Source organism: Vibrio barjaei, from assembly GCF_001639065.2.
GTDB lineage: Bacteria > Pseudomonadota > Gammaproteobacteria > Enterobacterales > Vibrionaceae > Vibrio > Vibrio barjaei.
Window position 1 is genome coordinate 1 of record NZ_LQXO02000046.1, and the last position, 17,327, is coordinate 17,327.

Sequence of the window (17,327 nt, forward strand, 5' to 3'; positions counted from 1 at the left end):
ATGGCTGATAGACATGTGAAGTGGTAGGGGGAGACCATCTCATCACCTTAATTGGGCGTTATATCGCAGAGGATGTATGGTGAAGATTTCAGAACGTGTTAGACATACAAAGATTGCTAATGGTTATTGTCTAATCTGTGGTGAGTTTGGCAGGTTGTCAATTGATCATGTTCCACCTCAAGGTGCTGTGACGATTACTAAAGTTGAACAGAGACATGTTTCGGAAATGTCCGGAGCAAAAGCAAACTCTATCAAAGGTGTTCGATCTCCAAACGGAAGTAAATTCAAGACTATCTGTCATAAGTGTAATAGTGAGATTTTAGGTGCTAATGATGTAGAAGTAGCTGAAGTATCAAAGATGCTAACTGAGAAAATCAAGGCATACTATTCGAATATAAACAATCCATTTAACTTTATCTCAGTTGACATTAATCCGGTGAAATATGCTCGAGCAATGATAGGACATATATTATCTGCAACATCTGTAACGGAGTGCCGAACCCCGCAAGAAGAAACAGAGTATTTTTCTCCATTGAAAAAATTTGTTTTGGGTAATGACAAAGCGTTAGATAGTTCTCATGATATTTACTATTGGTTCTACCCACACAATCGCCATTTAAGTGCAAAATACGTGTACTTCCGCAACCAAGGTCATTCTACGGGTTTAAGTTTACTATCGTTCTTTCCAATTGCATTTTTGGTAACACCGAAGGGACAAGGTATATATCCTGCACACGCACATAAACTGGATTTCAATGCAACAAAGATGTCTCTAAGTCTTTCTTCACATAATGTAAAATATGCAGATTTTCCTTTTGTAGAGTTAAAAGGAGACCAGATGTACGTATTGACTGATTATCAAACAATTATTAGCTACCCGATCAAAGCGTAATGCGATATAACAAACGCTTTAAGACGGATTCGCAACGTGTGGCATTTACACTATGCGTTGATTTCATTGATCAACGTAGTGTGCGGAATCATCGTATTGCGTTGCTCACCACTTAAGCGGGCGTTAGGGCTCTCGGAGAAATAATGAATCGAGTAGTACAAAGAAAGTATGCACAAGGGGACTGTGGGGTTGCATGTATAGCAATGGTTACTGGATTCACCTATGAACGTGTTGAAGAAGTTTTCTACCAACATAATTTGGTGGTCGATGGACAGTATTACACCTTTCACAAAGATCTCATCAAAGTCTTAGACACATTAGGCTTTGCTGTAAAACGTAAAAGGTTTTGTTCTTGGAGCAATGTCCGCACTCCATCTATCGTGAAAGTGAACGTGCGCACCGGAAATTATTGGCACTGGGTTGTTAAGGCTAGTGATAGGGTTATTTTAGATCCCAACCCATTGGCTCCTTCTGTAATTAATCACTATAGAGGTCGTAAAGGAGCAGGTCAGTATTTGTTAATAAGTCCTAAGCCCTAACAATCTGTTTAAGAGTGATTCGCAACGCTTGGCATTTTTGCCATGCGTTACGTTTAGTGTTTAAGGCGGTATGCGGGGGCTTCGGTATTCTCACTCTTTAACAGGGCTACATGGATTCCCCCGGCTGTCAAACATCCTCTAAACAATTTAGGGCTTTAACTCGAACAATGTCAGTGCGACCAGATTGGCTTAGAATTTATTTACCGATAAATCTGCAAGGTCAATTGCAGTAACTGCCAAAAAAAGCGGCAATCACACGCTGCTTAAACTGACTAAGTTTTAATTCTTCTTGTAACAGTTCTGATCTGGGTAGCCCGCCTGGCTGTGCTTCTATATTGTGCCATTTGAGGTGCGTACCACCTGTTTGAAATGGAGCCTTTCCAGTATGTTCATTCGCTATTACTTCTAACCCATCATTGACACCACTTAAATCTATGTTATGTTGCTTCAGATACATACACGTATCTGGAATATCTTGCTCAATTCGTTCTGAAAATTCCATTAGGTTTTTTTCCGCAAAGGTAAACAACCACGCTTCCTGATTTGAAGCGTGATTCACTCTTAAGATTCGCCCCAACACTTGCCTAAAATACAACTCAGTCTTTACTGCACTTAGATGACAGCACACCTGTAATCTTGGTATATCAGTACCTTCACTTATCATGCCCACACTTACAATCCATTGAGTATTGGAGTGTCGAAAGACATCAATTTCCTCTAAGGGATTCTCGTGTTGGTATGTCACAATGCTGGCTGATTGCCCGAAGTATTGAATGAGTGATGATTGAATGGTTTTGGCATGTTGTACAGATGCAGCGACAATCAACCCACCGGCATCTGGAGAACTACGTCGAATCTCGTCAAGTTTGTGAACCCCTAATTTAAGCAAGTGGTTCATTGCTGTTTCATTTTGAATCACACTTCTGTAGGAAGTATCGGATTCCTTGAGTAATTCCAATATAGACCCAAACGCCTTAATTTCAGTACCTTTTCTTAGTGAAAGTTGCTCACTATCTAGCAATATAATCTTGGGAGCACGGCATACTCTCTCTTGGACAGCACGCCTCAGTTCGTATCGATAGTCACACACCAAACACCCATCGGTATCTGTGTATTCGGCCATCGCTATAGGTACATTATCCGAACGCCAAGGAGTCCCTGACAATGCTAATGTATAACTAGCAAGGCTTTGAATCTTGCTGATAATTTGAACTCCCCAAACATTTGAGCGACCTTCATCATCATACGAGCAATGATGAATTTCATCAAAAACAACCAGAACTCGATACTTTCTTATGGTGTTCCAGAAAGCATCAGCAAAGAAACGGATAGATTGGTAGGTATAGGACGCACCAAGAGATCCCAAACCACCATCAAAAGAGCAATTTAAATACCGAGCAAATGTTTCTTTAATTCCTAGCGCGACAATGGTAGAAGGCGAGAAACAGAGTACTAGGTCTATCTTGTCCTCTAGAAATAAGCACTTAGTCAATTCCGCTGCCATCACCGTTTTTCCTGCGCCTGGCGTTGCTTGACAGAAAAAGTGTTTTGTTGAGTTTTCGTACTTTTTGAGCGCTGCAGTAACGCATTCTTCCTGCCACATTCTCAACATGACGATGAAGCCTCTCTTTTTGACGCCTGAATAGCTTTAGTCCGCACATTAATCTTAGCCAGCAGCTTAGCTGACAGCTCTTTGCTTTCAATAAACATGGCGAGAAATAAATCTTTATTCATTGGAAAACGCTCCATCAACAATTGACATTCCTCAATTTCACTAAGCACGATGGCAAGTTCGCCTTCATATTCATTTTTCTCGTTTTGCAAAACCTTCAAATCAAAGTTTTCGTGCGAAAATTTAGAGACGGAAACTTCACTTGGATTATTTTTCAACTTATGGGACGTCATATGGAGAGAATTCATCAACTCAGTTTTTTGATATTTTTTTGACCTATTGCTACCCGTTGCAACCAGCCACCCCTTGCGTTCAAATGCTAAAATTTGCCGATAAACATACTTCCTAGCTTCTTGTCGATTTTCAAATTCTCCACTCAGAGTCATCAAAGCATCTCTAGCTTCTATGACCGAAAAGTTATCCATTTCCCTTTTTATCAACAAGTTAAACATATGGCCGTTGATTTTTTGTAGTTGTTTCATTCGATTATTTACACGCATAAAAACTTAGGATTGCTAAGTATACAAAAATCAGTAAAACTTAGACAATCTAAGTTATCGAAAGGTGGATAAGAAATGTCTAAGTGCAAAAACACAACCCAATTCCGGCGAGGCTTAAAGCAGCACGTAAAAAAGCCAAGATCACCCAGAAAGAACTAGGGGTGAAAATCGGCATCGAAGAAAGCTCTGCAAGCGGGCGGATGAACCATTATGAGAAGGGTAGACACGTACCAGATATTAGTGCTCTCGAACGAATGGCGGAAGAGTTAGATGTTCCACTAAACTACTTTTTCTGTAGAAGTGAATTGAGCGCTCGGTTAGCGTGCGCAATTGATAAGATGAGTGATGAGGAAAAGATGGCGTTATTGGAGAATCTTAACGGCGAAAAATGATAGAGATTATGATCTACACTGCTAGAGTCCCTATAGGTGCAATACTATCTCCCGAAAGTGGAGTGATTATAACCAATCAGTAGCATAATATTAGCATTCCGAAACCGAATTTGAGCTTAATTTTCGGTTCATTAGTTTCATGATTTGAATCTTCGAAGTGATCGGATATATGCTTAGCCCTCCTGACTGTAGTAAATGCCCTCTCGTGGTCGGAGAGGGCATTGGATTCTCAACTAAGTCTAAATCGAGTCGTCTCTAAGCGTGACTAGGGTTGCGCAGCGAGCTGCTCCCATCAATTCGGCTGGAATCTTAGTATCAATTCCTACGACTCTTACGTTACGTTTAGCAAGTTCCGAATGAAGGGTGGGTGCCAACTCTTTATTTGGACCTACGACTCGGTATTGACCTTTTTCATCAGGGCCTAATGAAACAAGGTTACAGCCACCGACGTTCACTTCTTCGATTGGTAGTTCAATGATGTCATGCAAGTTCAACACCTCTGGCAATCCATCTAACCATGGAGACTCTGGTGTTACAATGAGTTTTGGAGCGACCACTCCGTAGACATAATCCATATGGTAGGTAATTTCGGCATTATACCTGACCACATGAACTTTATAGCCGTGTTTTTCCATTACTCGCTTAAATTGTTCCGCTCCCTCAAGGTTCGACGACGCAGCAGCTTCTTGACCGGGAGCGAAACCGATACCAACAATGAGATTTTTCTCATCGACCATTCTTACGTCAGCAGCGTGAATGTGAGCAGTTTCTTTGTCTTTGTTCACCCCAGGTTTGTTGAAATCAAATGGGTAGGCTGCTGGCATAGAGAACCAGGTAACATTAGGATCATTGTTGAACTTATCACGATAAATACGTTGAACAGTCCATTGTCCAGCTGCTGTCTCAAGACAGTTGTTTGAGACAATGGATTCAACCAAAATGTCTCCGTAGACTTGGAATTCAGCAGCAGGATGAGTATCAATGAACCCATGCGGGATATAACCAAAATAGTTTCTCATTTCTGGAGTTGAAGCTTCACCTTGTAACACCTTCACCCCTTCACTTTCATACGCTTCTTTAAGCTGCTTTAGCATCTTTTGAACGGCAGCATACGCTTCTGGTAGTTTTTCTTTAATAGAGATAGTTTCTCCTATTTCAAATTGGTCATAGAATCCATCTTTGAGTGTTGTAATATGCTCGGTATAAGTGGCAGAAGACTCGGACTTCGGTGGCAAGGAATAATGCTCATCAATGCGACCGATGATGACTTCTTTAAGTTGGCCGTACTCAGTTTGCTGTCTTAGTTGGCGTTTCATAGTAATTACCTCAATTTGTTATTTCGTTTATTTAACGTCCATGAACTCATAGAGATTGTGTTGGACAGCAACTAACTTATTTGCTCCAATTCTCATCAATGTCTAAGTGTTGATTAACTCCTTTGCTCAAGAGAGTAACTTGTTGTCCCTCGTCTTGATGTAAGTATTATCTCTTATTGAATCGGTATAATTAAGTTTGCTTCTTACTGGTATTTCGAAAGGTTGCACTCTCCAAAATGAGGTTTGATTGAAGACGATAGGAGTGTTGGTGGTGTCGCTGATGTTACGGTTAATTAGCAATTAGATGAAGTGAATCACGAACATCTAATCACAAACTAGATTACCTCGCTTATTCTTGACTAACTTTATTTTGGAAATAGAAGACTGGTGTTCACTCAGCATTAGGCGCTCGTCTTACTACTAATGTCAGTGGTCGCATTCAGTTGGTCCCAAACTACGTAAACCTCCAAAATTTCTATTGTTACTCGTTTTTCAGATGCAGTGGTTAGCTATATCCATATCAGGGAGAATTATCCTATACAATTGAAAATGAAAGAATATCTCTATTCTTTATCCAAATGCGCCGTTGTATTGAATTATCATACCTACAGGTTTTCTGTAGGAAACCTATTTAGAGATTCTTCGATTGAACTGTAGATTACACCACATGGAACGGACAGGAGGTCTTCGAAAGTTTCCATGAATATCACTTAATTCGTAATACTTAATCGAGGTAATCATTATGTCAAAAGCATTCCGTCAAGAGTCATCATCAGCAGAAGTTCGTGAAGCGGTCATGAAAGCAATGGGTATCGATACTAGCCCTATGATGTATCAACGAGACGAGCACAGTACACTAAGAGAAGTCATTATCGGTCACACCATTGGTGCAGCTTATCCACCAAAAGGTAAATCGACAGATAACTTTGCAGACCATATTCCATATTTGTCGGGTGACTTCTATGACCAATTCGAAGAAGGTCAGCGTATTCCATTTGAAGCATTTGCTCCAGAAATTGTAGAAGCATACAACCAACTCCACGCCGATATGAAAGCAGCATATGAGGCAGAAGGAGTGATTGTTAATGTGCTTGAAGCTCCAACTGAGCGTCAATTGGATTACTTTGGCTGGGCAGACGGTACAGGGTACTGGCCAGTGACTCTTGCGAGTAACTATCAGGTGTTTGGTGACGTGCTTGTGGAGATGATGAGCTCAGATAACATTCTAGAATCAGCTCTCGCTGGCTTCCAGTCACGTGAAGTTTATAGAAAGAAATACCAAGAGAACCCGAATGCTGTGTGGGCAGCAATATCGGCGAGTGCTCCATATGACCAAGCAGCAGATGACAGTGATACGCTCTTTGTCCAAGGTGGTGATATTCGTATGCTTGATGATAAAAACATCATTGTTGGCGTTGGTGAGGCTACAGGTCAAGAGAAGGCGACATCAACCAACTTAGAAGGTGCAGAGCACTTCAAGCGTATGATGGAACGATTTGGTTTCACCGTCCATATTGTTCGCTTCAACGGAGACTTAGCTTTCCACTTAGATTACTTGTTTGGCAATATTGCACCAAATACGTTTGCGGTCATTGAAGGCACTTTCCTAGATGGCTTGCCAAAGATTTTGAAAGATGCAGATATTATTTGGCTACCAGCGGAAGATGCTGATAGAGCGGGCGCAAATGTTGTATCACTTGGACCTGATGCAACTGGTCAGTATCGAGTGATGGTGCCTAGCCGCCGAACAGGTCCAACTTTGGTTGAAGGTCTAGAGAAGCGTGGTATTCGCCCTGTTGAGATTGAATGTGAAGTAGTTGCGTCAACTGGCGGTTCGATTCGCTGTGCGACGTTAACAGTGGCCCGAGAGAACAATACAATCCCTGAGTCGTTTAAAAGCTAAACGTCTATCTAAAACTAAGCCCCTTCCTAGGGGCTTAGTTGTTTTAAAAACTTTATATGGAGCCTATTGTGAATAAATATCGGTTTTATCTAGGGGTGGTACTAGTCTTTTTGGGCGTAGCTCTACCTTTTATTGTAAGTCCACTTGTACTAAGTACGTCTTTATCATCGGCATGGAAAACGTCCATCATTGGTGTTGCCGTCGTTGGGGGACCGGAAATATTTATGGTTTTCGCAGCGATTGTAGCTGGTAAAGAAAACGTCAAACTTATTGTATCGAAAGTGTCTGCTCTGTTTAGTCACATGGTCGGTTGGCATGTAGACAGCAAGCTAAAGTATTACTCAGGTCTTATACTTATCGGCTTTGGATTATTAGTGACAACCATTGAGCTGTACGCTTTTCCAGAACAAGTATTGTTATCAAACGGCCAAATCGGTACTAGTTATATTAATTCCTTGGTCGGTGATTTTTGTGTGTTGATAGGCTTTGTTATTGCGGGGCAACGACTTTTCCATCGAATGCTAGCAATACTGCGCTACTAGTATACTTAGCGTATGAGCAAGGGAATGCGCCTCTTAGACCATTTGAGTCAGTTTGGAAATGAGAAAACTCAAAGCAGGTCTGCGGACTAAGTTAGATGGAAACCTAACTTCGGCAGAAAGTACATTACTAGTTCGACTAATTTCTGATGTTTCGAGCAGGTTGATAGTCCCTTGAGCTACATACTTCTCAGCGACTACTCTAGGTATTAATGCCCAACCCAAATCAAGCTCAACCAGCCTCACAACGCCTTCAAAATCATCCACATCCCATGTTTCAAATCCAATAATAAACTGCTGGTAGCCAGGATTATCGAACATCGCTTTACAACAGATTTGTCGATGAGATGCTAGGGTAGACATGCTTGATATATTTTTTCCTGCCAAGTTGCTCTCTGTAGAGCATATCCCAACAATTTCGAAGTTTGTAAAGTGTACAAACTCGCAGTTATCGCCAGAAGTTCCCTCTGAAAGTACAACTATACACTGTGCTTTTTCTTTTGCTAAAGCTTCACGTAAATCGACTAAACTTCCCCGAATTATCGAGAGGTTGATGTTGGGATATTTGTCAGCGAGCAATATCAAGCCATGTTCAATCAATTCTATCGGGACGACCTGATCAACACCGATGGTAATACTGTCCTCAACGTCACTCAGAAAACTGTTTGCTATAGATACAATTTTGTCATTTTGGAAAATCAAATTGCAGGCTACAGGGTAGATCGCGCGGCCTTGGTCATTGAGTGTTGGGTATTTTCCCGTGCGATCAAACAATGCGAGCCCCAGTTTGTCTTCCAAGCTAGAAATCGCAGAACTCACCGTACTCAAGCTTTTGTTATTTGCTCTTCCCGCTGCAGTAAACGACCCTCTGTCGACGGCCGACACAAACAAAGTCAAGTGTTCGATGTTGAGCATGATTAGACTCCTCCAATTATATCGATGTACGAAATTTTCGTATCTTGGCCATTTCATGGTTCTAACGGAAGCCTTTATAGTTTAGTCATCCAAGGCAGTCATAGCAATGCAAAGCTAGCAATAGCCTGTAACTTCTTTGGCTCCCTAGGTTTGGAAAATGTAAAGTATAAGCAAGTGAAGTTGCTTATGTAGTACCAAAATGTATCGGCATGCGTTTGGCAAATTGAGTGGCTAAGCTAACCGTCGATAGCTGCAAACGGACTTGATGAGACTGAAATAAACGAATGAGGTTATTGATATGAATAAATCAACGAATGCGACTAATCAAGCGGCTATGGAAGAACAAGATTTGATCAAAATGGCCAAGGCGAAAGTAAATGCTCCTTTCGACACTGCAGGAATTAAAGCCAAACAAGCATCGATCGATGGTAAGTTAGAGTTAGTGAATGAGTTTGAAATGCAGCCATACCACGGTTCCAGCTTTGAAGTCAAAAAAGGTCAAGTGCTCCGCTACGAGGTTATGCAGGATTCACAAATTATTGATTGTTTCTATATGGTTAAAGAGCGCCCGATGGAAGAGTATGCAGATAGCTTTAACACTGCGTGTTTCGGACCACATGTTCAAGTAGAAGGCTCACACTACTATTCTAATACGCCTTTTGGACGACCATTGTTAACTCTTACGCGAGATACCGTAAATAATAAACTCTTAAAAGAGAAATATGGACCGTTGGCTGCGCATTCTTATGTTCTTCACAACGGGGCGTGCAACGCATCTACTTGGGAACATACTTACGGCACAGTCAACGCAAATAACTGTCACGTCAACTTCGCAGAAGCATTCTTGAAGTTGGGTGGAGAAAAGCTTGCGCGTCGATATATTCAGCCTGCTGCATTTATGCATTTTCAGCCTATTGCGTTTGATAAATTGCCGGACACCGCACTTACTTACTTCCCAAGTGATGGGGTGATTAAAACAGGTGATTTTGTTGAGCTATTGGTACATGAAGATCTGTTGGTGGCAGTATCTCTATGCCCAATGGGCAACCAGAACGAACTAGGTGGAATGGAGGACATGGTCTGCTCACCAGTGAAAGTAAAGATTTTCGAGGGTAAAGATTGTCCTCTTGAGACAGCACCAAACCCAAATCTGAAGAGCGCCAACGCTGTAGACTTTGTACTTTCTGGTCGCCCGGGAATGATTACTGGTAAAATAGCTCCATCGAAGTTGTAACATAGTTTAGCCCCGCAATAGCGGGGCTTTTTTTGGGGTGCTTTTTATCCTTGGAGGAATTATCACCTCAGCTGTGCTGCTATGTGTATACAGTTATATGTTCGAAAAATCGGTAAGGAGCTTACTCATACCTTTCCTGTTAGTTGGTCATAATGTGCACATCAAATGAACGAAGCGAACGCTTCATTAATTACACATTAACTAACAGAGTTGGAGATTAACATGTCTACTACAAACAATGACCGCAGAGAATTCTCGAAGAACGCTGGAATAGCTGGCGAGATTAGCAACAGCGTATCGACGAAGGCGAAGTTACACCTAACAGCAAAGGATTTTAAAAACGTTATCCCTAAGGAGGGAGAAGTGATCCCTGGTATGGCAGAGCAAGGGAAAGGTATTCGTCACTATGTAGAAAGTGAATATGCAAAGGCGCGTGCCGTGTTGGTTGGAAATGCCAGTGAACTTTGGATCCCGGATGTTGATATGTGGGAGTACAACAATCTATTAAAGGGTGCACCTGAGGAACTTAAAGACTTTATGGTCAAATATGGCGGCACTAACTTGTGGGAATCGAATCCAGAAATTGCGCAGCAGATGAAAAGCGAATCTGATGCATTGGCGGCTGCATTTCGCAAACATGGCGTGCATGTAATTCGAAATGAAACTGGTTCAACGCCAAAAGAGCTGGTTGACTATAACTACGCATGGTCTGGTCAGCGTCAGTGGACTCTATTCGGACAGTCTGCGAGTGAATCATTTGGTCATGCATTTGTGTCATTTTGGGAAGTATCGAACTCATGCATCTCAGAATTAGCGCACCGCGAAGCTATTAACGAAATAATGAAGAACGATAAAGAAGCAATTTGGATGTCGATGCCAGCGCATTTTCCGGCAGCAGACCGCAAGAACTTAGGGCCATTCCTAGCGCCGGGGGACCCAATTGTTTTGAATAAAAAAGTCATTATTGGTATTGGTGTAGAAGATCCATCACATATTAATGACCCTAGCAAGCCTCGCTCAAGCGGTGATGAATATGGCGCAGAAATCCTAACGCGTATGCTCAAGCCGCTGGGCTGGGAAACTGAGATTGTGTACTTCAACAGCAATTATACTTATCACATTGATTGTATGATGGCTCCACTAGAGGAGGGACTAGTCGCCGTCTATGAAGAGGCATTGATTACACCTCTTGAAGAAATTGAAGCGCTTAAAGGATGGGAAGTGATTAAGGTATCTTACGAAGACTTTAAGCAAGGTGCTTGTAACAATGAGCCTCTTGGTGACCAGAAACTGATTCTTCCATCAGGATGCGACAATCTTGTATCAGAGTTGGAAGGGAGAGGTTGGTTGTGTGAGCAAGTACCATATAACACAATCTATTCATTGACTGGTTCAGGTATTCACTGTTCTACAGCGGGTATATGGCGTCAATCATAATATTAGTAAAACGGCCCTATGCGGCCGTTTTTTCTATGAGTTTGGAATCCCTTTTAGTTGTTCCACCATGTAGGATAGAGCTGGGCCGTGGCTCAAGCTTGGGTTGACTTTAAAATCGAGCATAAACGTGGTCTTTGCAAAGTTATTCTCTAGATTCATGACTTTTAACGTCCCTAGTTGAGCGCGTTCATCCGCAATGGACTTGGGTACGATTGCCCAACCCAGATCATTCTCCACAACCCTTATTACGTCATCTGTAGATGCAAACTCCCACACCTCGTTTGAAACAATAAAGTCGTTCAACATTTCATTGCTCATTAGGCCAGAGCTACAAATTTGCCTGGTCTCTACGAGCTGCTCACCATTAACTGAGTCAGAGTCCGACAGATGCGAATCGGGAGAGCAAACAGCGACCATCTCTATATTGGCAATGTGATAGTAGTCAGCGGATACATTCTTGAAGCTATTAGCAAAATGAATGGCGAGATCTATTTCTTCCGTGTCGAGCATTCGATAGAGTTGATTTACGGTACTGCGAGTTTGCCTCAGTTTGGTATTTGGGAATTTGGCTTCAAACTTAGCAATGATAGGTTCGATTAGCGAGAAAGGGACGAGCTCATCCATGCCGATCACAAGTTGCTCCTCAATATCGTTTATGATGCTGTGAGCCATAACCTCCATTCTCTCGGCTTGTCGGAGCAATTGGACACCAATCTCATACATTCTCTGTCCTTCTGGAGTCAATTCCGGATATTTCATGGTTCTATCGAACAGTTTGACTCCAAGCTGATCTTCTAAATTTGCAATAGCCGCACTAACGGTCGTGAGGGCTTTCTTCTTTTTTCTTGCTGCAGCGGAGAAGGAGCCCAATTCAGCCGCACAAATGAAATAGTTAACGTATTCAAGATTAATCATAAGGGCTCCGATTCATTATGTTCCATAAATTATAGGCGGGCTCAGGTGACGATCAAAAAAGGAAATCGTGCTCGATATCTTTCTTTGTTTGTGTAAGTGGGTACAAAGATGATAAATGAGCGTTTTCTAGTGACTTTACTTCTTAACTAATTGAAATGTAAAGATTCTATCCTTCGGGATTCTCGTAGGAACCCTATTTGAGACGACAAGGTAAGCGACTTAGTATAGTGATGAACTGCTAGTAACTAGCCTTCATAGTGTAAGGATAGATATTTTCTGCTCACTCACTTGCTTGTTAATAAGTGTATAGAAAGTTGTAGGGTATAAACATGAAGACCGTTGTGCGATATCACTCGGATTTGGATACTAAAAAGTGCATCCATGTACTAAGAGAGTTAATTCCTGCCATTCAACGGCATTTTGAGGGTTTTCATCTCGATAGATCTCTGATTGGCCAGTTGTCCAAGCAGAACTTGGACGAGATAAACGACAAGATTAGTAACCCAAACCCTGACTTCTCAATCTACGTGAATTATGAATCATATATTGGGCATTGTTGTAGGAAGCGTGAGTTCGTTTTCTATCTCGATAAGTGCATGAAAAAGTTCACTGGTGCGCAGAACAGCATCATAAACCTAGCTTTTGTGGTTATGTTAGACCTGCTCGTTGAAGCTAGAGTGATCAGCTATAAGCACAGAAGTGAACTGTTATATAAAACAATGATATGTTCTGGTGCTCTCTGTACAAATTAAAATTTTTGGTCTTGTTAACAGGTGTGAATGGCGGAATTTGAGAAGATAGTGCCCTATGTTTGTATTAGCTTTTCTCAGATCATTTAATTTGTGTGTATCACCAATGAACTTAGAGCATCTTAAAATATTTATTACCGCTGCCGACCTCGGCTCTTTTTCAGCTGCAGCACGTCATCTATCCAAAGGAACAACCACAGTTGCGGTTACTGTTGGCAAGTTGGAGGATGACCTGGGGTGTGCTTTATTTGATCGCTCTGGTGGTAAAGCAAACCTGACAGAAGAAGGTAAAAAACTCTACGACATGGCACAACAAGTTTGTTGGCAAGCGACGCGCTTGGAAAACAGTATTGCTAGAATGACGACTCAACAGGAGACTCAAATAAAGATCGGCTTAGATGGAATAGTGCCAATCTCTTTTATCCAACCTTTCCTCGACAATATTGAAGCAGAGAGTCTTACATATATTTCATTGATTCGTGCGCCAGCGAAACGCTTGTTACATCAGCTTGAGATTGGTGATATTGATGCAGCGATCATTGTTGCCGATGCGTTTAATACCTCTGGAACCGAGTTCTATCACATCGCCAATCTTGACTTAACGACAGTCTGTTCTCCTGATTCCGCGCTTACCGATGAGGATTTGGTGTCACTCGAAACCTTAACTCTATACCGTCAAGTCATGACTGAAGACCAAGTCACAAACGTATCTCTGTCCTCTCAGTATACAGTCTCGAGCGATGTTTGGGTGGTGGAAAGGTGTGAAGAACAAATCCGATTGGTTGAACAAGATATCGGCTGGGCAATGCTTCCAAAAGAAAGCGCAAAAGCGTACTTAGACGCTGGGTCAATAGTAGAGTTCCTCAGTGAGGTTGAATGTGTCCCTACTAGCATTCCATTGGAGCTCAGAGTTCTGCCTAGCTTCAAAAGAGGCCCCGTTATGCAAAGCTTAATGAACAGTTTGCGTGACAAAGCTAAGGGGCAGTTCAATGATTAATCTGGAGCAATTGTCGTTATTCATTGATATTGTTGATAAGGGATCCTTTTCAGCAGTAGCTCGATTACGAAACAAAAGTATCAGTACAGTGAGCTATTCAATCGGTCAGTTGGAGTCTTACCTAGATGTCGTATTACTCGATAGAACAACTAAACGTACGACATTGACAGTCGATGGAAGAATCATCTACGACTCAGCCAAGTTACTATTAAGTCAGACCCAAAAGCTTGATTCAGCTGCTCGTGACCTCGTAAATGGTGTGGAAGAAAAGTTAGCCGTTGGTATCGAAGAGCTATTGCCGTTGAGTCTTGTTGAAGCGGAATTGGCGAAAGTAGCCAATGCGTACCCAAATACCAAGTTAACGGTAAAAAGAGCTAATAAGGATGATCTTTGTCGAGCCTTACAATCGGGTAATCTCAACCTCGCTTTGATACCTGGTTCTCATGGTGGTGATAGCATAACCAAATGTAGTATAAACCTCGTCGCGATTCGAGCACCCGAACACATCATTAAAAAGCGAAACCAATACCCACCTGAAACAGGAGCGTTTGTACTTTGCCAAAGTATTACATCGCTGCTAGAAACCTGTATGGGAGGGCTAAGTGAGATGCCTTCACCTCGCATAAAATGTACGACTTTAGAGGACGCTGTCAGCCTTGTGAGTCAAGGGTATGGATGGTCTCTGGTGCCGGTTGAATTGACGGAAGAGTTTCATCAAGCGCAAAAAGTTGTTACTTTCGATAGCGGCTTAACGGGATTAGACTATGCATTTCCAGTCTACATGCTGTCCTCTGAATCTACTATTAAAGGCCCTGTACACCGATACGTTGAGGCGCTTTTTTCAAAAACATCTAGTCATCAAAAATAAAGCTAGCCGGCTGACAATTGCTCAATGAGATACCTGAGAGCGACCCCTTGGCTCGCCGTCACGTTGTATCTAAGATCAACGGCCAGAATATCACTCGCTCTGGTTAATTTTGTGGTATCGAATCGAGTGACTGTTCCCAGCGAAATATACCGTTCAGCGATTGGCTTTGGTACCGCAGCCCAGCCCAAATCTAACTCTACTAAGCGAATTAAATCTTCAAAATCGCTTACTTCCCAAGTATCTGTACCAACAATATATTGCTGAAAGCCGGGGTTACTTTTCATAGTGTCGCAGCAGATTTGGCGTTGGGAAGCTAAGTACTCAGCATCAATATGCGGGGTTTCTGAAAGAGGGGACTCGGGAGAGCAAATTGCGACAACATCAAAGTTGGCGAAATGAATAAACTCACAACCATCATCAGATGTCCCTTCAGACAACACGATAAGAAGTTGTATCCTTCCTTCTTTGTGTAGTTGTTTAAGTTCAGATACTGAATGCCTAATTATGTTAATTCTGACATTAGGGTATTTATTTTGAAGCTTTATGATGCCACTTTCGATCACTTCAAATGGAACAACATCGTCAATACCTATTGTTAATGTGTCTTCAACTTCGTTTAACAATCCATTGGCCAGTGAAACCAGACGTTCACTTTGACTAAGTAGGTTTCGTGATACTCGATATAGCGCCTCGCCTTCCTTTGTAAGGGTAGGGTATTTACTTTTACGATCAAATAGCGAAAGCCCCAGCCTATCCTCCAGACTAGATATAGCAAAGCTAACAGTACTTAGACTTTTCCCTTTAGCTCTTGCTGCACCTGAGAATGAACCACATTCAACAGACGCTACAAACAAGGACACATGATCCACGTTTACCATTTTCTAGACCTCTACTCTTTACACCCTACAGAAATATCGTAGGGACCCTTTTTTGGAAATTTCGAATCAAATTATAAAGTACAACCCATGGAAACGACAGGACGTCAAACAGGTAAGTTCATGAATACATCATAAAACTTAATGAGCTAAATAGTCGAGGTAAACACAATGTCTAAATCAAATACTAAATCAATGATCGATGCAGCGACACTTGAAGCAGTAAAAGAAGCTGGCTATCACGTTTTTTCAAAAGGTAATGTGCAGGATACGGGTGACGACAAAGTAGGACAACATAAAAAAGTGCTGAAAGCACAATACGATGACGTCACTAACGCAGCTATGGCTAATGCAGCAAGAGGTTTACGTGTCGTTGAAGAGCGAATTTGTCAACCATATCAAGGCCACAGCTTTGAGCTAAAGAAAGGTCAAGTTATTCGCTATGAGCTGATTGATGGTCCCCAAATTCTCGACACTGTGTATCTAATGAAAGATAACCCAACAGGTGAGTATGCAGACAGCTATTGTACGGCTTCATTTAGTGATTTGGTGTTTACGAAAGGCAAGCACTACTACTCAAACACGCCTCATGCGCGCCCGATTGCAACGATTATCGAGGACACGGTAGACCACGACAACCTCAAAGAAATGTATGGCGACCTCGCGTCACATAGCTTTGTTTATCCATCGGGTCGTTGCAACGCTGCTTTGATGGAAACCTACCTAGGTGAACCAAATATCAACAACTGTGATTCGAATCTTGCACAGGCATTCGTTGAGCTTTTGGGAGAGGAGAAAGCGCGTGAACTCCATACCCCTCATGTATTCATGCACTTTCAACCTATGGCCTATGACCGATTCCCAACGAACTATTCGTTGTTCCCGTCAAAAGGTGTTTTCAAGAAAGGGGACCATGTCGATGTATTAGTTCATCACGACATGTACGTGGCGTTCAGCCCTTGTCCTTTAGGTGATCAGAACAACACGACCTCACTGGAGGAATTTACGTGCTATCCAGTGAAGGTTCAGATTCTAGAAGGATTAGATGGGCCAATCGAAACCATTGAGACAACACCATTGAAATCAATCAATGCAGTGGATTGGGTCATGCAAGGTCGACCTGGAATGAAGCACGGAAAAGTTGGTGCTGGAAACGGTTTTTAGTCACCTACCCAAGCGGAGGAAGCCCTAGACATCGGGGCTTTTTTAAACCTAAGTGAGGTAAATATGAAATCGATTAATAGTCCGTTGGCATCTGCGCCAACACTAAAAGATCTAGTTAATACACCGACAAAGAAAATAGCCTTAGCAGTAATGATCCTGGGTAATGTGCTCATGCTTTCTAGCCCAGTAATGATTTCTGCTATAAGTGTTCACTTCAGCCTGTCCGCGATGGAGATAACGGAGCTCACTGCAGGTTATCTGATATCAGCAGAGGCAATGGCGGCACTACCAATATTCATTTTGGGGAAGCCTGTTCTAGCACTCGTCAAAACAAAGTTTCTTTCGAAGTTCAAACGAAAGAATCGAAACAAGTAATAGTCAAAGGCAAGGAAGCCCTGCATTTGCAGGGCTTTTTATTGA

General features: G+C 42.1%; 17 protein-coding genes. 11 read left to right on the top strand and 6 right to left on the bottom strand.

Annotated elements, in window-relative coordinates:
* The first annotated feature begins 76 nt into the window (after positions 1 to 76).
* Complete coding sequence (locus AWH66_RS19910) at positions 77 to 892, top strand: hypothetical protein (RefSeq protein WP_063605265.1); 816 nt, start codon at positions 77 to 79, stop codon at positions 890 to 892.
* A gap of 143 nt (positions 893 to 1,035) precedes the next feature.
* On the top strand, positions 1,036 to 1,431 hold the full coding sequence (locus tag AWH66_RS19915; protein ID WP_063605266.1) for a cysteine peptidase family C39 domain-containing protein: 396 nt from the start codon (positions 1,036 to 1,038) through the stop codon (positions 1,429 to 1,431).
* Positions 1,432 to 1,651: 220 nt separating this feature from the next.
* Here the strand turns inward: AWH66_RS19915 and AWH66_RS19920 are convergent, their stop codons facing one another.
* Together AWH66_RS19920 and AWH66_RS19925 are read right to left on the bottom strand one after the other, a co-directional pair.
* The gene (locus AWH66_RS19920; RefSeq protein ID WP_063605267.1) at positions 1,652 to 3,043 is read right to left on the bottom strand and encodes a DEAD/DEAH box helicase; all 1,392 of its coding nucleotides are present in this window, start codon (positions 3,041 to 3,043) and stop codon (positions 1,652 to 1,654) included.
* Positions 3,037 to 3,585, bottom strand: a complete 549-nt coding sequence (locus tag AWH66_RS19925; RefSeq protein ID WP_063605268.1) for a hypothetical protein — start codon at positions 3,583 to 3,585, stop codon at positions 3,037 to 3,039. The genes AWH66_RS19920 and AWH66_RS19925 overlap by 7 nt, the downstream gene beginning before the upstream one ends.
* A 101-nt stretch (positions 3,586 to 3,686) precedes the next feature.
* Here AWH66_RS19925 and AWH66_RS19930 point away from each other — a divergent pair, with 101 nt between their 5' ends.
* Positions 3,687 to 3,995 (top strand): helix-turn-helix domain-containing protein, encoded by a 309-nt coding sequence (locus tag AWH66_RS19930; RefSeq protein WP_063605269.1) that lies wholly within the window; start codon positions 3,687 to 3,689, stop codon positions 3,993 to 3,995.
* 239 nt (positions 3,996 to 4,234) lie between these two features.
* Here the strand turns inward: AWH66_RS19930 and AWH66_RS19935 are convergent, their stop codons facing one another.
* The gene (locus AWH66_RS19935) at positions 4,235 to 5,311 is read right to left on the bottom strand and encodes a hypothetical protein (protein WP_063605270.1); all 1,077 of its coding nucleotides are present in this window, start codon (positions 5,309 to 5,311) and stop codon (positions 4,235 to 4,237) included.
* A 742-nt stretch (positions 5,312 to 6,053) separates the two neighbouring features.
* Here AWH66_RS19935 and AWH66_RS19940 point away from each other — a divergent pair.
* Together AWH66_RS19940 and AWH66_RS19945 are read left to right on the top strand one after the other, a co-directional pair.
* The gene (locus tag AWH66_RS19940; protein WP_063605271.1) at positions 6,054 to 7,214 is read left to right on the top strand and encodes a hypothetical protein; all 1,161 of its coding nucleotides are present in this window, start codon (positions 6,054 to 6,056) and stop codon (positions 7,212 to 7,214) included.
* A gap of 68 nt (positions 7,215 to 7,282) precedes the next feature.
* Positions 7,283 to 7,756: a hypothetical protein gene (locus AWH66_RS19945; RefSeq protein ID WP_063605272.1), complete on the top strand. Its 474-nt coding sequence runs from the start codon at positions 7,283 to 7,285 to the stop codon at positions 7,754 to 7,756.
* Between the two features lie 33 nt (positions 7,757 to 7,789).
* Here AWH66_RS19945 and AWH66_RS19950 read toward each other — a convergent pair whose 3' ends face one another.
* Positions 7,790 to 8,668: a LysR family transcriptional regulator gene (locus AWH66_RS19950; RefSeq protein WP_063605273.1), complete on the bottom strand. Its 879-nt coding sequence runs from the start codon at positions 8,666 to 8,668 to the stop codon at positions 7,790 to 7,792.
* Between the two features lie 298 nt (positions 8,669 to 8,966).
* On the opposite strand from AWH66_RS19950, the gene AWH66_RS19955 reads away from it, so the two are divergent.
* Both AWH66_RS19955 and AWH66_RS19960 read left to right on the top strand, forming a co-directional pair.
* Entirely contained in the window at positions 8,967 to 9,902 is a 936-nt protein-coding gene (locus AWH66_RS19955; RefSeq protein WP_063605274.1) for a DUF1989 domain-containing protein, read from the top strand.
* A gap of 222 nt (positions 9,903 to 10,124) precedes the next feature.
* Positions 10,125 to 11,339 carry a hypothetical protein gene (locus tag AWH66_RS19960; protein ID WP_063605275.1) on the top strand — a complete coding sequence of 405 codons (1,215 nt, stop codon included), beginning with the start codon at positions 10,125 to 10,127 and terminating at the stop codon, positions 11,337 to 11,339.
* A 33-nt stretch (positions 11,340 to 11,372) separates the two neighbouring features.
* Here AWH66_RS19960 and AWH66_RS19965 read toward each other — a convergent pair whose 3' ends face one another.
* Complete coding sequence (locus AWH66_RS19965; protein ID WP_063605276.1) at positions 11,373 to 12,254, bottom strand: LysR family transcriptional regulator; 882 nt, start codon at positions 12,252 to 12,254, stop codon at positions 11,373 to 11,375.
* Positions 12,255 to 13,109: 855 nt separating this feature from the next.
* Between AWH66_RS19965 and AWH66_RS19975 the strand changes: the two genes are divergently transcribed.
* Positions 13,110 to 14,000 (top strand): LysR family transcriptional regulator, encoded by an 891-nt coding sequence (locus AWH66_RS19975; protein WP_063605278.1) that lies wholly within the window; start codon positions 13,110 to 13,112, stop codon positions 13,998 to 14,000.
* Positions 13,993 to 14,868 (top strand): LysR family transcriptional regulator, encoded by an 876-nt coding sequence (locus tag AWH66_RS19980; protein WP_063605279.1) that lies wholly within the window; start codon positions 13,993 to 13,995, stop codon positions 14,866 to 14,868. Before AWH66_RS19975 ends, AWH66_RS19980 begins: the two co-directional genes overlap by 8 nt.
* A gap of 2 nt (positions 14,869 to 14,870) precedes the next feature.
* On the opposite strand, the gene AWH66_RS19985 is transcribed toward AWH66_RS19980, so the two are convergent.
* Positions 14,871 to 15,746, bottom strand: a complete 876-nt coding sequence (locus AWH66_RS19985; RefSeq protein WP_063605280.1) for a LysR family transcriptional regulator — start codon at positions 15,744 to 15,746, stop codon at positions 14,871 to 14,873.
* Positions 15,747 to 15,914: 168 nt separating this feature from the next.
* Here AWH66_RS19985 and AWH66_RS19990 point away from each other — a divergent pair, with 168 nt between their 5' ends.
* On the top strand, positions 15,915 to 16,907 hold the full coding sequence (locus AWH66_RS19990; RefSeq protein WP_063605281.1) for a DUF1989 domain-containing protein: 993 nt from the start codon (positions 15,915 to 15,917) through the stop codon (positions 16,905 to 16,907).
* A 63-nt stretch (positions 16,908 to 16,970) separates the two neighbouring features.
* Positions 16,971 to 17,282 carry a hypothetical protein gene (locus tag AWH66_RS19995; RefSeq protein ID WP_063605282.1) on the top strand — a complete coding sequence of 104 codons (312 nt, stop codon included), beginning with the start codon at positions 16,971 to 16,973 and terminating at the stop codon, positions 17,280 to 17,282.
* The last annotated feature ends 45 nt before the right edge of the window (positions 17,283 to 17,327 follow it).

Coding starts and splice junctions, on each gene's coding strand:
- AWH66_RS19910 (WP_063605265.1), top strand. CDS start 77: ATGGTGAAGATTTCAGAACGTGTTAGACATACAAAGATTGCTAATGGT.
- AWH66_RS19915 (WP_063605266.1), top strand. CDS start 1,036: ATGAATCGAGTAGTACAAAGAAAGTATGCACAAGGGGACTGTGGGGTT.
- AWH66_RS19920 (WP_063605267.1), bottom strand. CDS start 3,043: ATGTTGAGAATGTGGCAGGAAGAATGCGTTACTGCAGCGCTCAAAAAG.
- AWH66_RS19925 (WP_063605268.1), bottom strand. CDS start 3,585: ATGAAACAACTACAAAAAATCAACGGCCATATGTTTAACTTGTTGATA.
- AWH66_RS19935 (WP_063605270.1), bottom strand. CDS start 5,311: ATGAAACGCCAACTAAGACAGCAAACTGAGTACGGCCAACTTAAAGAA.
- AWH66_RS19940 (WP_063605271.1), top strand. CDS start 6,054: ATGTCAAAAGCATTCCGTCAAGAGTCATCATCAGCAGAAGTTCGTGAA.
- AWH66_RS19950 (WP_063605273.1), bottom strand. CDS start 8,668: ATGCTCAACATCGAACACTTGACTTTGTTTGTGTCGGCCGTCGACAGA.
- AWH66_RS19955 (WP_063605274.1), top strand. CDS start 8,967: ATGAATAAATCAACGAATGCGACTAATCAAGCGGCTATGGAAGAACAA.
- AWH66_RS19960 (WP_063605275.1), top strand. CDS start 10,125: ATGTCTACTACAAACAATGACCGCAGAGAATTCTCGAAGAACGCTGGA.
- AWH66_RS19965 (WP_063605276.1), bottom strand. CDS start 12,254: ATGATTAATCTTGAATACGTTAACTATTTCATTTGTGCGGCTGAATTG.
- AWH66_RS19975 (WP_063605278.1), top strand. CDS start 13,110: ATGAACTTAGAGCATCTTAAAATATTTATTACCGCTGCCGACCTCGGC.
- AWH66_RS19980 (WP_063605279.1), top strand. CDS start 13,993: ATGATTAATCTGGAGCAATTGTCGTTATTCATTGATATTGTTGATAAG.
- AWH66_RS19985 (WP_063605280.1), bottom strand. CDS start 15,746: ATGGTAAACGTGGATCATGTGTCCTTGTTTGTAGCGTCTGTTGAATGT.
- AWH66_RS19990 (WP_063605281.1), top strand. CDS start 15,915: ATGTCTAAATCAAATACTAAATCAATGATCGATGCAGCGACACTTGAA.
- AWH66_RS19995 (WP_063605282.1), top strand. CDS start 16,971: ATGAAATCGATTAATAGTCCGTTGGCATCTGCGCCAACACTAAAAGAT.